The following is an 11,927-nucleotide window of genomic DNA, read 5'->3' as shown; positions in this document are numbered from 1 at the left end:
CCGATGCGCCCAAACCGCCCGCATATCCCTTCAATTCCAATCAGTCTCAAAGAGCCATCTTCAGACAAAAAACGTGCGATCCGCCAATTTCTTGGCGTATCCCTTCGCGCCTTGTCTTCAGATTTTCCGGGCTTTCCCTGTGGCTTCCGCCGCCGTTCCTTCCCGTCACCGTGACGTTTCCGCTTCGGTGAGGCGGTATTTACGGAGAGGTGCCGGAAGCCGCAAGAGGGAAAAACACGATCTTCACAAAATTTTTGCATCAACAGGAAAAGACCGCAAAATCTGGGGTTTGACGCAAGAGGTGCCACAAGAGAGGCGCATCGCGCGCAACTTTGTTGCCCGAGTATGCCCTGCCTCGCGACCTTTCTTCTTCTGTCATGCCGCGGCGCGGCTCCGCGGCACCGACCGGGGCAACAATCGCGCCGCAAGAAGCAGGATCGCTAACCCCGCATAGGCCAGAACATCGGTGTCCCAGACCTTCGACAGCAACACCAGATGCAGGATTCCAGCGATCAGGGCGACATAGGCAAGCCGGTGGAGCCGTCTCCAGCCTGCCGCGCCCAGCCATCGAATCGCGGCATTGCTGGAGGTCAGCGCCAAGGGCAGCAAGGCAAGAAACCCCAGCATCCCCAGAATCACATAGGGGCGCTTCCACAGGTCAGCCACCACCTCTGACCAGCGCAGGCCCATGTCCAGCCAGACCCAAGCCAGAAGATGCAGCGCTATATAGAGGAAGGCCAGAAGCCCAAGCGCGCGGCGAAAGCGCAGGAGGTTCAGCTCAAGACGCCGCAGCGGCGTGACGGCCAGCGAGGCAAGCAGGAACTGCAAGCCCAACTCCCCAAGCCGGTGTTCGATGGCCTTGACGGGATCAACGCCAAGGCTGTTCTGAACGGCGCCCGCCACAAGCCACGCGAGGGGAACCAGACCAAGGCCATAGACCACCCAGGCCGGTACGCGCCGGGCCAGCCCGTTCAGACGGTCCATCAATAATCCACCGCCAGATCCTGACCGGCATAAAGACTGGCGACCTCGGCCTCGTAGCCGTTGAACATCAGCGTATCCTCTCGCCCTGCGAACAGGCCCGAGCCGACACGGCGTTCGCTGGCCTGGCTCCAGCGGGGGTGATCCACGGTCGGGTTCACATTGGCATAAAAGCCATACTCCGACGGTTGCAGCATGTTCCATGTTGTTGGCGGCATCTCGGCCACAAGGCTGATCCGCACGATCGACTTGATCGACTTGAAGCCGTACTTCCATGGCACCACCAGCCGCATCGGCGCGCCGTTCTGGTTTGGCATCGGCTCACCATAAAGTCCGGTCGCCATGATCGTCAGCGGGTGCATCGCCTCGTCCAGCCGCAGTCCCTCGCGGTAGGGCCATTCGATGAAGCGACTGGACTGGCCCGGCATCTCTTCCGGGCGGACCAGCGTTTCAAACGCGACGAACTTCGCGCCCGACTGCACGCCAACACGGTTCAGAAGCCCCGCCAGCTCGAACCCGATCCAGGGGATCACCATGCTCCAGGCCTCGACACAGCGAAACCGGTAGATGCGTTCTTCCAGCGGCTGGTCCTTGACCAGGTCGGCCAGGTCATAGGTGCCGGGCTTTTCGACCAGCCCGTCAACGACGACCGACCACGGGTCGATGGTCAACCCGGATGCGTAACGGGCGGGGTCTTCCTTCCCGGTGCCGAACTCGTAGAAGTTGTTGTAGGCGGTGATGTCCGACAGGCTGTTCGGTTCCGCGTCAGTCGAGTAGCGGCTGGCTGTCGCCTCGATCCGCGCAGATGCCGGCAGAGCAACGGTCGCAGTTGCTGCAAGCGCCGCAGCACCCGTAACAAGCTGCCGACGGTTCAGCCAGAGCGGCCTTGGTGTCACATCGGACCAGCGCAGCGTGGTATCATTGTTGCGGGGCATATCGGAATCCTGTCAGGTTTCATTCAAGATGAGACTTTCCCCGTGAAAGGCAAAACAAACCGACTCACGACTGCGGCAATCGCCTGAAACATCGCACGGACCGCTCACGCCGGATGAACTTTGCTCACAGTGAGTTTACTTGTCTAGCGGGCAGGCCTTGGCTTAGCGCCGCAACCCGCTCAGTCAAGCCCACCTCACGGAAATGTCGCAGTGATCCGAAGTCGCGTCCCGCGCCTATTACCCCCTGCCAATGACGGCATACCGATCATTACGGGAGTGACACCAATGATCCGCAGAACCTTTCTGGCGCTGACCGCCGCCACCGCTCTGACCTTGCCCGCCTTCGCGGGTGGCCATTCGAAAGACATCGTTGATACCGCCGTTGCCGCAGGCTCGTTCAACACGCTTGCCGCCGCGCTGACCGCCGCTGGTCTGGTGGATACGCTCAAGGGCGAAGGCCCGTTCACCGTCTTCGCACCGACTGACGCCGCTTTCGCCGCGCTGCCCGAAGGCACCGTTGAAACGCTGCTCCTGCCGGAGAACAAGGATCAGCTTATCGCGATCCTGACCTACCACGTCGTTCCGGGCAAAGTCATGTCGACCGACCTGTCGGAAGGCCTGACCGCAGCGACCGTTCAAGGCGCTGAAATCACCATCACGCTGGAAGGCGGCGCCAAAGTGAACGGCGCGGTCATCTCGGCTGCCGACGTCGAGGCTTCGAATGGCGTGATCCACGTCATCGACTCGGTGATCCTGCCGCCGGAATCCTGATCCATGCCGGGGGCGCCATTGGCGCCCCCAACCTTTTCGGACCATCCCGGTCCTTCTCAACCCCTATTCATCAGGATTTGACCCATGAACCGTCGTACGCTTTTCCGTGTCGCAGGCGCCGTCTCCGTTGCCGCGCTGATCTCTGCCTGCGTTCCCATGGCTTCTGAACCGGACATCATCGACATTGCCGCATCGGATGACCAATTCTCTACCCTCGTCGCTGCCGTGACCGCAGCGGGACTTGTCGAGACCCTGAAGGGAGACGGCCCGTTCACCGTCTTTGCACCGACCAACGACGCCTTCGCCGCCCTGCCGGCCGGCACCGTCGAAAGCCTGCTGAAGCCGGAAAACAAGGATCAGCTTATCAAGGTTCTGACCTACCACGTCGTTCCGGGTGCTGTGACCTCGGACCAGTTGGCGGGCAAGCGCCTGAACGTGGCAACTGTGCAGGGCCAGAACGTGCATGTCGATGGTCGCAAAGGCGTGCGCGTGAACAAGTCGCGCGTAACCACGGCCGACATCATGGCGTCGAACGGCGTGATCCATGTGATCGACCGCGTGTTGCTCCCGAACTAAGCCTGACTGGTGGGCGGGGCAGGACGCCCCCCCGCTGCTTTGCCATTGCACTGGCAAGGATGGCACGGCACCTTCGCGTGAAACCGGAGGTGCCGCATGACCAAGAAAACCGCCCTTGTCACCGGGGCCGCCCGCGGCATCGGCCTTGCAACGACCCGCCGATTTCTGGCCGATGGCTGGTCCGTTGCAATGATCGACCGCGATGGCGATGCCCTTTTCGCCGCCGCCGAAGGCCTTGAAGCCGCACATCCCGTGCTTGCCGATGTCTCGGTTCCCGATCAAGTGGCCCGTCTCATCGAAGAAACCCTTGCGCGGTTTGGCCGGGTTGATGCCTTGGTCAACAATGCCGGTGTCGCCGATTTCGGCCCGGTAGCAGACACCAGCTTTGACCGCTGGCGCCGGGTGATGGAGACGAACCTTGACGGAGTGTTTCTGGTCACCCAGGCGGCCACCCCCGCGCTGAAAACGTCACGCGGCGCAATCGTGAACATCGCTTCGATTTCCGGCCTGCGGGCCTCGACCCTGCGCGTGGCTTACGGCACCTCGAAGGCCGCCGTCATCCAGTTGACCCTGCAACAGGCCGTGGAGCTTGGCGAACACGGGATCCGCGCCAATTGCGTGGCCCCCGGACCAGTGCGCACCAAACTGGCAATGGCGGTTCATTCGCCCGAGATCATCGCCGCCTACCACGACGCTATCCCGCTGAACCGCTACGGGTCCGAGGATGAAATCGCCGAGGTCATCCACTTCCTCTGCTCGCCCCGCGCGTCCTATGTGACCGGGCAGACCATCGCGGTGGACGGCGGGTTTGAAGCGACAGGCATTGGCTTGCCCGCCCTGCGCACCTGATGAAAAGGGTGGGCATCGCTGCCCACCCCTGCTGCACTTAGTGAACGACGGCCTCGCTAGGGCGTTCGCGGCGGCTGGAAACCACGCGATCCCCGATGATCAGACCCTCCGGCCCCGCTGTCACCCGGATCGTCGTGCCATCCAGCACATCGCCCGCCAACAGCATTTCCGCCAAGGGATCCTGCAACTGGCGCTGGATCACCCGCTTCAGTGGCCGCGCACCGAACACCGGGTCATAGCCTTCATCCGCCAGCCACGCCTTGGCATCCGACTCCAGATCCAGCGTGATTTTCCGCGCTGCCAGCCGTTCTTCAAGGCGCTTCAGCTGAATTTCGACGATCCCGCTCATATCCGCCCGGTTCAGCCGGTCGAAGATGATCTGCTCATCCAGACGGTTCAGGAATTCCGGCCGGAAATGCGCCCGCACCGCTTCCATCACTTCGGCCTTCGCGGCGCTGGCATCCGCGCCTTCCGGCAACTCGCTCAAGGCCCGCGCCCCAAGGTTTGACGTCAGGATGATCAGCGTCTGCTTGAAGTCCACCGTGCGGCCCTGACCATCGGTCAGGCGGCCATCGTCCAAGACCTGCAACAGCACGTTGAACACGTCCGGATGCGCCTTTTCGACCTCGTCAAACAGCACCACCTGATAGGGCCTGCGACGCACGGCTTCGGTCAGAACCCCACCCTCGTCATAGCCGACATAGCCGGGAGGCGCGCCGATCAGGCGGCTGACCGAGTGTTTCTCCATGAACTCGGACATGTCGATGCGGACCATCGCAGAGTCATCGTCGAACAGGTATTCGGCCAGCGTCTTGGTCAGTTCGGTCTTGCCCACACCGGTCGGCCCGAGGAAGAGGAAGCTGCCCAAAGGCCGGTTTTCATCCGACAGACCAGCCCGAGACCGGCGCACAGCGCGGGAAACCGCCTCGACAGCCGTCCGCTGACCGATGACGCGGCGGCCAAGCTCTTCCTCCATCTTGAGCAGCTTTTCCTTCTCGCCTTCCAGCATCTTGGTCGTGGGAATACCGGTCCAGCGCTCCACCACCTCGGCAATCTGCTCGGGGCGCACGGCCTCAGCCACCAGCGCCTCGCCCTCGCGGCCCTCGGCATCGGCGAGCTTCTTCTCCAGCTCCGGAATACGCCCGTATTGAAGCTCGCCAGCCTTGGCAAAGTTGCCTTCACGCTTGGCGCCTTCCAGTTCGGCCCGGGCCACGTCCAGTTCTTCTTTCAGCCCGCGCGCCGCATCCAGACTGTCACGCTCTGCCTGCCACTTCGCCGTAAGTTCCGACGACTTCTGTTGCAGGTCGGCCAGTTCCCTTTCCAGCTTCTCCAGCCGGTCCTTCGAGGCCGCGTCGTCTTCCTTCTTCAAGGCCTCCGACTCGATCTGGAATTGCAGGATCTGCCGGTCCAGCGCATCCAGTTCCTCGGGCTTTGAATCCACCTCCATCCGCAGTCGGCTGGCGGCTTCATCCACCAGATCAATCGCCTTGTCCGGCAGGAACCGGTCGGTGATATAGCGGTGCGACAGGGTTGCCGCCGCCACCAGCGCGGCATCCGCGATGCGCACCCCGTGGTGCAGTTCATACTTTTCCTTGATCCCGCGCAGGATGCTGATCGTGTCTTCCACCGTCGGTTCAGACACGAACACCGGCTGGAACCGCCGCGCCAAGGCGGCGTCCTTTTCCACATGCTTGCGGTATTCATCCAGCGTGGTCGCGCCGATGCAGTGCAACTCACCCCGAGCAAGCGCCGGCTTGATCAGGTTGGCCGCATCCATCGCGCCTTCGGATTTGCCCGCGCCGACCAGCGTATGCATCTCGTCGATGAACAGGATCACTTCACCGGCAGCCGACTCGATTTCCTTGAGGATCGCCTTCAGCCGTTCCTCAAATTCACCGCGATACTTCGCGCCAGCGATCAGCGACCCCATGTCCAGCGCCATCAGCCGCTTGTTGCGCAGGGATTCCGGCACGTCGCCATCCACGATCCGCAGCGCAAGGCCCTCGGCAATCGCCGTCTTGCCCACACCGGGTTCACCGATCAGCACCGGGTTGTTCTTCGTGCGCCGGGAAAGCACCTGCATCGCGCGACGGATTTCTTCATCCCGGCCGATGATCGGGTCAATCTTGCCGTCCCGCGCCGCCTCGGTCAGGTCGCGGGCGTATTTCTTCAACGCCTCCATCGTGTCTTCCGACGAAGCCGAATCCGCCGTCCGCCCCTTGCGCACCTCGTTGATGGCGGCGTTCAAGCCTTGCGCTGTCACAGCCCCCGCCGTCAGCGCATCCTTGGCGCGGGTGTTCACCAGCGCCAGCGCCGTCAAGAGCCGCTCGACCGGAACAAACGAGTCCCCTGCCTTCTTGGCAACGGTTTCCGCCTCGTCCAGCACCCGCACCAGGGACGGGTCGATATAGGTCTGCCCATCCCCGCCAGAAACTTTCGGCAGCTTGGCAAGCGCGGCATTCACGGCGGCGATCACCTGCTCGGGCGCACCACCCGCCTTGCGGATCAGGTTGGCAGCCAGGCCCTGATCATCATCCATAAGCGCCTTCAGCAAATGGTCGGGCAGCACGCGCTGGTGGCTTTCCCGCATTGCAATGGTCTGGGCGGCCTGAAGGAACCCGCGCGACCGCTCCGTGAATTTCTCCAAATTCATCGGTCATCTCCTTTTCTGAAGCGCCCCTCCCGCGATGCCCGGACATCCAGCACACCACAAAGGGCCTTGACCGTGATCTGGGCGCGGGGCCTGCCGTTTGCAATCCCCCAACCCCGCAAAATCCGCCCCTGCCCTGTCCTTGGGCTTGGCCGATCTCCGCCGAGACCCGGGGCCGCTTTCGGCAAGATCGGGCGCAAGCCTGACCCGGGCCACCGCCAGGCCTTGTCATCGGACGCGACTGGTAGCCATCCTGCATCCTCGCCACCGAAAGGCCCCTCATGTCTGATGCAAAACTTCCGTTGATCCACAAGGCCCCTGTCGAGCAGTTGCAGATCCACGTCGCCCGCACCGGGATCAGTATCGGCGACACCGCATGGCTGGAACGGCTGACCGACGGTCGCATCGGCGTCTTTGCGCGCCTGCGCCAGCCGATCTTCGGGCTGATTCCCAGACAAAGGCCGGGGCTACTTGGCCATCTTGGCCCGATCGCCGAGGAGATCGTCACCCCATCGCTGGCCAACGGCGATGCGCTTCGTGTCCGCATCATCGACCTTGTGCCTGAACATCTGGCAAACGGCTTCCCGCCCGAGGTCTATATCTCGGTCTGGGGCGATCCGCGGCATTTGCATCCGGTGCTGGAGGCAACCGGCCTGCTATCAGACCCGGCGCCGCAGCCGGAAAAGGCGCCGAAGGCCGCGCCTCCGCGGCCCTTCGATGGTCTCAAACCGCTTCACGGCTCGTAACGCACATAGGCGAAGGCGCTGGCATCCGGCGCCCAGCTTGGGACGTTGATCGTCCCCTGACCGCCGGTAAATTCCCGGATCCGGCGACGGTGGCCGCCATCAGGGTCGCACAGGACCAGTGCCACCGGCAGGTCAGCCGGATGCCCCAATGTCCCCGGCGGATAGGCAAGGTAGACCAGATGCCGCCCATCGGGCGACGGGTGCGGGAACCAGTTCACGCAGTCATCCGCGAAGAGCAGCCGCTGGTCAGCCCCGTCCGCCGCCATCACCCAGATCTGCGCATGGCCGCCCCGATCACAATTGTAATAGATCCGGCTGCCATCCGCGCTGTAATCCGGCCCGTCGCAATGCCCCTCGCCTTGCGTCAGTCGCAGCTCATCACCGCCCTCAGCCCCGATGGTATAGACATCGATCACCCGGCTGCCGCCCCGCGCCGCGACATAGGCCAGCCGCCTGCCATCCGGCGACCAGCCATGCCACCAGCTTGGTGCCTTGGGCGAGACCTTCCTAGGCCCACCCCCTGAGGCCGGCATCAGGTAGATCTCGGAACCTTCGCCATCGTGATGGGACGACAGGGCGATCGTCGCGCCATCGGGGCTCAGCCCATGGTCATTGTTGCAGCGGATCGCCGGCCCGGAATCGACGGGCAACAGCTCCGGCCTGTCCAGCGGAACCCGGAACAACCGGCCCTCGCCATTGATCAAAAGCCAATCCCCCGAAGGCGCCCAGTTCGGGGCTTCGATCCGGCCGTCAACTGCCAGAACCTCGCGCACCCGGCCGGTCGACAGCTCATAGGTCTCGATGATGCTGCGCAGGGACTTCTCCAATTCAATTCAAATTGCGCTTGCTCTTTTGACAAATACTCCACGGGGGTCCGGGGGGGTGAAACCCCCGGCGGCCGGCCGGGGGCGCCTACTCCCGGGTCTTGGGAACCAGCAACCGCTTCGGCCGCACCGCTTCAGCCGCCTTGAATAGCGCAAAGGTCTGGTTGACGTAGTTCACCACCCCGGACAGCTTTTCCAGATAGGCCGCCAGCTCTGCCGTCCGCTCCGCTTCTACAAGCTGCACCGGACGGGACGGATCCATCCCCTCGAACTGCACATAGAACAACGGCTCCCCACGTTTCAGGATCAGATCCTTCTGCGGTTCATGCCACTCAAAGGCCCACATCAGCGGGCGCGGCCAGATCGAGATCGGGAACCGCCCGCCAAAGATCGTGCCGGGCAGGGGGTCGGCCCGGTAATGCGCAAAGGCAGAAATCTGTGCCATGTAGACCGGCTCATCGGCGATAAAGCAGTAAGGCAAGTGCAATTGCACCGTTGGCCGATCGGGGAACCGCCATTCCGCCTCGTTGACCAGAGTCAGAAGCTCCCCCAGCTTGTTCGACCGGACCGGGCTTGCCGCCCCCGCGCGGTTGACCAGCACCGCCTTGCCTTTGGCATCGCGGGCAAAACCGATATGCAGATCGTAGGGGCATTTCACCATGAAATACCGGCTTTCCAGCTGCACCACCGCAGGGCAGCGCGCGGCGCTTTTCGCATGCCCCCGGTTTGGCGGCCGGATCGACACCCGTTCGGGCGCGTCGTAAAGCACCGCACCCTTGTCCTGCGCCAGAAACCAGCCCACGCTTAGCGGGCCGGAACCCGGCCCTTCTTCAGGGCGGTCATAGGTAAAGGTGACATCCATCCTGCATTCCTTTCCGCCAGTTCATTCCAACGCGTGCCGCAACGCGCGCACCCGATCCGCATCGGTGCGACGCTGCTCGGCCGGCCCGAAGCCAAGGTCAACCGCCCGGCCCTGCGTCTGCACCGCAACCGAACATGACCCGTGCAGCTCTGACACGCCAAGCGCCATCAGCATCGCCGCATTGGCTGGCGAAACTCCGGCCCCCGGCATGACCGAAATCCTCCCCTGCGCTTGCGCCACCAGTGCAGCAATGCGGGACGCTCCGGCAGCCGCCGTCGCTTCCCCGCCCGAGGTCAGGATGCGGCGGAAGCCAAGGGAAACCGCCACTTCCAGCGCCGCTCCCATGTCAGGCGTCAGATCAAAGCAGCGGTGCAACGTCAGGTCCAGTCCGGCTGCCGCCGTAACCAGACGCCGCAAGACCGCCTGATCAAGCTGCCCGTCAGGCAGGCTGGCCCCAAGGACCACCCCCGCAAGACCTGTGGCGCGGGCGGCTGTGATGTCAGCCAGCATTCCGCGCACCTCTGCTTCGGACCAGACGAAACCCCCGGCCCGGGGCCGGATCATCGCCAGAACCGGAACGCCACAGCCTGCCGCCTCGGCCATCAGCCCGGGTGAGGGCGTCAGACCGCCCAGCGCAAGGGCCGAACAAAGCTCGATCCGGTCCGCCCCACCGGAGATTGCCGCCGCAAGCCCGGCCGAGCAATCGACGCAGACCTCGATCGTGACGCGCGCGGCATCTATTCCCATGCGGCCTGTCCCCATGCGGCCTGTCCCCATGCGGCCTGACCCGCCATCGCCGCGCCAAGAAGGCCAGCATCCGGCCCGCAGGCCGCAGGAACCAGCAGCGGCCCTGCCGTGGCCCGCAAGATCCGCGCGCGCACCGCCTCGTCCAGCCATCCGACCAGGCCCGGCGCTCGGCTCAGCCCGCCACCGACCGGCAGCACGTCGGCCCCGACCACGTTGACCACCATTGCAAGCGGCCCCGCCACCAGATCGCGCCACAGATCCAGCGTCGCAAGGGCCAACCGGTCCCCGGCCTGCCAGCCGGAAATGATCGCCTCGGACCCCAGCGCAATGCCGGTCAGCGCATGGTGCAACCGTTCCAGCCCCCGCGCGCCGCCAATCGTGTCGATACAGCCGGTTTGCCCGCAGCCGCAGGGAAAGGCGAACTCACCCCGGATCACTGGCCCGTGGCCCCACTCCCCGGCATAGCCGCCTGCCCCGGTCACCGCGAGGCCACCAATGACCAGACCACCGCCAACGCCGGTCCCAAGGATAACGCCGAACACCGTGCCATGCCCCCGGCCCGCGCCGTGGGTCGCCTCGGCCAGGGCAAAACAATCGGCGTCGTTCAGCACAAGCACCGGCAAACCGGTCGCGGCCTCCAGTTCCGGCCCCAGCGCCAGCCCGTCGATGGCGGGGATATTGGCGACCTTGCCGACACCGGTTGCCGGGTCCACCACCCCGGCGATGGAAATGGCAATCCCTTTCACCCCTCGCCCTTCGGCAAAGTTGCGGATCGCCGCGGCAAATCCTGCCCTGTCACCCACGGGCGTTGCCACCTCGCCCAGCGGCCCCAGCCGGATGCCGTCCCATGCAGCCGCCCGGATCCGGCTGCCGCCAATGTCAAACGCCAGGATCATCGCCGCCCCATTTGCCAATCCGGCAGTCTTGACAGCCCTTCCCCGCCCCGTCAAACCGCCCGACGCAAGCCAACCCCACCGACAGGAGGCCCCCATGCCCGCAGATGACCGCCTGATCGTGGCGCTTGACGTGCCGAACGTGGTGCAGGGGCTGGAGCTTGTTGCCCGCATCGGTGACGCGGCCAGCTTTTACAAGATCGGCCTTGGCATGCTGACCGGTGGCGGTCTGGCCTTGGCCAATGAGCTGAAGCACGAACAGGGCAAGCGCGTGTTTCTGGACCTCAAGCTTTTTGACATCGGCGCCACGATCGAGGCAGCGGTGCGCGGGTTGGCGCAGTATGACCTTGATTTTCTGACCGTCCACGGCGACCCGCAGGTCGTGCGCGCTGCGGCCGAAGGCAAGCGTGGCACGGGGCTGAAGATCATGGCCGTGACGGTTCTGACCTCGCTTGACCGGGCCGACCTTGACGCCAACCTGATCAAGCCGGGTGACATCCACGAAATCACCCTTGAACGCGCCGCCCGCGCGCTGGAGGCGGGGGCCGATGGCGTTATCGCCAGCCCGCAAGAGGCGGCGATGATCCGTGCGCTGCCGCAGGCGCAGGGGCGGCTGATCGTGACCCCCGGTGTCCGTCCGGCGGGCGCGGCAAGCGGCGATCAGAAGCGCATCGCCACCCCGCACCGGGCGATCAGTGACGGGGCCGACCACATCGTCGTTGGCCGCCCGATCTGGCAAGCAAAAGACCCTGCCGCCGCCGCCCGTGCAGTCGCGGCCGAACTGCCGCGCTAAGCGCAGGCCGGACGCGCCCTACTGGTCGTTGATATCACGATCCCAAAGCTTTACCTGCCCCTTGCGCACTCCGACAGTGCGGCGCAAGGCAAGCCATGCCACCAGCGAGGCCACGGCGAAGATCAGGATCAGCGCCGGAAGCCCGACCGGCGCAATGCCGAAACCCACCAGCACCCCGGTCAGCACCGCCCCGATGGCGAAGCCAAGGAAAATGTATCCGGGGGCAAGAACTTCCAGCACCCCCAGCGCAAAGCCAAGAACTACCCAGGCCCACCACGTTGCAGCGATTGAATGCCACAT

Annotated in this window: 13 protein-coding genes; 5 read left to right on the top strand and 8 right to left on the bottom strand. The window is 64.3% G+C overall.

The window, feature by feature from the left end; all coding sequences use genetic code 11:
• Positions 1-375: 375 nt before the first annotated feature.
• Entirely contained in the window at positions 376-984 is a 609-nt protein-coding gene (gene msrQ / locus QUV21_RS08240) for a protein-methionine-sulfoxide reductase heme-binding subunit MsrQ (protein WP_366907721.1), read from the bottom strand.
• On the bottom strand, positions 984-1,916 hold the full coding sequence (msrP, locus tag QUV21_RS08235; protein ID WP_300854152.1) for a protein-methionine-sulfoxide reductase catalytic subunit MsrP: 933 nt from the start codon (positions 1,914-1,916) through the stop codon (positions 984-986). The genes msrQ and msrP overlap by 1 nt, the downstream gene beginning before the upstream one ends.
• A 285-nt stretch (positions 1,917-2,201) precedes the next feature.
• Here msrP and QUV21_RS08230 point away from each other — a divergent pair, with 285 nt between their 5' ends.
• The 3 genes from QUV21_RS08230 to QUV21_RS08220 all read left to right on the top strand — a co-directional run bounded on the left by QUV21_RS08230 (position 2,202) and on the right by QUV21_RS08220 (position 4,112).
• Positions 2,202-2,687: a fasciclin domain-containing protein gene (locus QUV21_RS08230; protein ID WP_300854150.1), complete on the top strand. Its 486-nt coding sequence runs from the start codon at positions 2,202-2,204 to the stop codon at positions 2,685-2,687.
• Positions 2,688-2,771: 84 nt separating this feature from the next.
• The gene (locus QUV21_RS08225) at positions 2,772-3,263 is read left to right on the top strand and encodes a fasciclin domain-containing protein (protein ID WP_300854149.1); all 492 of its coding nucleotides are present in this window, start codon (positions 2,772-2,774) and stop codon (positions 3,261-3,263) included.
• Between the two features lie 96 nt (positions 3,264-3,359).
• Positions 3,360-4,112: an SDR family oxidoreductase gene (locus QUV21_RS08220; protein WP_300854147.1), complete on the top strand. Its 753-nt coding sequence runs from the start codon at positions 3,360-3,362 to the stop codon at positions 4,110-4,112.
• A 37-nt stretch (positions 4,113-4,149) separates the two neighbouring features.
• Here QUV21_RS08220 and clpB read toward each other — a convergent pair whose 3' ends face one another.
• Positions 4,150-6,765: an ATP-dependent chaperone ClpB gene (gene clpB, locus QUV21_RS08215; protein ID WP_300854146.1), complete on the bottom strand. Its 2,616-nt coding sequence runs from the start codon at positions 6,763-6,765 to the stop codon at positions 4,150-4,152.
• 278 nt (positions 6,766-7,043) lie between these two features.
• Here clpB and QUV21_RS08210 point away from each other — a divergent pair, with 278 nt between their 5' ends.
• Positions 7,044-7,508, top strand: coding sequence for a hypothetical protein (locus QUV21_RS08210; protein WP_300854145.1), 465 nt, complete (start codon positions 7,044-7,046; stop codon positions 7,506-7,508).
• Here the strand turns inward: QUV21_RS08210 and QUV21_RS08205 are convergent.
• The 4 genes from QUV21_RS08205 to QUV21_RS08190 form a co-directional block, all read right to left on the bottom strand.
• Complete coding sequence (locus QUV21_RS08205) at positions 7,496-8,335, bottom strand: hypothetical protein (protein ID WP_300854144.1); 840 nt, start codon at positions 8,333-8,335, stop codon at positions 7,496-7,498. The genes QUV21_RS08210 and QUV21_RS08205 overlap by 13 nt on opposite strands.
• Before the next feature lie 85 nt (positions 8,336-8,420).
• The gene (locus tag QUV21_RS08200) at positions 8,421-9,194 is read right to left on the bottom strand and encodes a hypothetical protein (RefSeq protein ID WP_300854143.1); all 774 of its coding nucleotides are present in this window, start codon (positions 9,192-9,194) and stop codon (positions 8,421-8,423) included.
• A gap of 21 nt (positions 9,195-9,215) precedes the next feature.
• Entirely contained in the window at positions 9,216-9,941 is a 726-nt protein-coding gene (locus QUV21_RS08195) for a copper homeostasis protein CutC (RefSeq protein ID WP_300854142.1), read from the bottom strand.
• Positions 9,932-10,837 carry an ROK family protein gene (locus QUV21_RS08190; protein WP_300854140.1) on the bottom strand — a complete coding sequence of 302 codons (906 nt, stop codon included), beginning with the start codon at positions 10,835-10,837 and terminating at the stop codon, positions 9,932-9,934. Before QUV21_RS08190 ends, QUV21_RS08195 begins: the two co-directional genes overlap by 10 nt.
• A 94-nt stretch (positions 10,838-10,931) precedes the next feature.
• On the opposite strand from QUV21_RS08190, the gene pyrF reads away from it, so the two are divergent.
• On the top strand, positions 10,932-11,627 hold the full coding sequence (gene pyrF / locus QUV21_RS08185) for an orotidine-5'-phosphate decarboxylase (protein ID WP_300854139.1): 696 nt from the start codon (positions 10,932-10,934) through the stop codon (positions 11,625-11,627).
• 18 nt (positions 11,628-11,645) lie between these two features.
• Here the strand turns inward: pyrF and QUV21_RS08180 are convergent, their stop codons facing one another.
• Complete coding sequence (locus QUV21_RS08180; protein ID WP_300854138.1) at positions 11,646-11,927, bottom strand: hypothetical protein; 282 nt, start codon at positions 11,925-11,927, stop codon at positions 11,646-11,648.

This window comes from Tabrizicola sp., assembly GCF_030373185.1.
GTDB lineage: Bacteria > Pseudomonadota > Alphaproteobacteria > Rhodobacterales > Rhodobacteraceae > Tabrizicola.
Note: the sequence above shows the minus strand (reverse complement) of the source record. Positions and strands in the feature narration are given on the sequence as shown.

Bases quoted from the DNA above. Each gene is read 5' to 3' on its own strand.
- QUV21_RS08210 (WP_300854145.1), top strand. From the start codon at position 7,044: ATGTCTGATGCAAAACTTCCGTTGATCCACAAGGCCCCTGTCGAGCAG.
- msrQ (WP_366907721.1), bottom strand. From the start codon at position 984: ATGGACCGTCTGAACGGGCTGGCCCGGCGCGTACCGGCCTGGGTGGTC.
- QUV21_RS08220 (WP_300854147.1), top strand. From the start codon at position 3,360: ATGACCAAGAAAACCGCCCTTGTCACCGGGGCCGCCCGCGGCATCGGC.
- QUV21_RS08230 (WP_300854150.1), top strand. From the start codon at position 2,202: ATGATCCGCAGAACCTTTCTGGCGCTGACCGCCGCCACCGCTCTGACC.
- QUV21_RS08195 (WP_300854142.1), bottom strand. From the start codon at position 9,941: ATGGGAATAGATGCCGCGCGCGTCACGATCGAGGTCTGCGTCGATTGC.
- QUV21_RS08190 (WP_300854140.1), bottom strand. From the start codon at position 10,837: ATGATCCTGGCGTTTGACATTGGCGGCAGCCGGATCCGGGCGGCTGCA.
- msrP (WP_300854152.1), bottom strand. From the start codon at position 1,916: ATGCCCCGCAACAATGATACCACGCTGCGCTGGTCCGATGTGACACCA.
- QUV21_RS08180 (WP_300854138.1), bottom strand. From the start codon at position 11,927: ATGTGGCATTCAATCGCTGCAACGTGGTGGGCCTGGGTAGTTCTTGGC.
- clpB (WP_300854146.1), bottom strand. From the start codon at position 6,765: ATGAATTTGGAGAAATTCACGGAGCGGTCGCGCGGGTTCCTTCAGGCC.
- pyrF (WP_300854139.1), top strand. From the start codon at position 10,932: ATGCCCGCAGATGACCGCCTGATCGTGGCGCTTGACGTGCCGAACGTG.
- QUV21_RS08200 (WP_300854143.1), bottom strand. From the start codon at position 9,194: ATGGATGTCACCTTTACCTATGACCGCCCTGAAGAAGGGCCGGGTTCC.
- QUV21_RS08225 (WP_300854149.1), top strand. From the start codon at position 2,772: ATGAACCGTCGTACGCTTTTCCGTGTCGCAGGCGCCGTCTCCGTTGCC.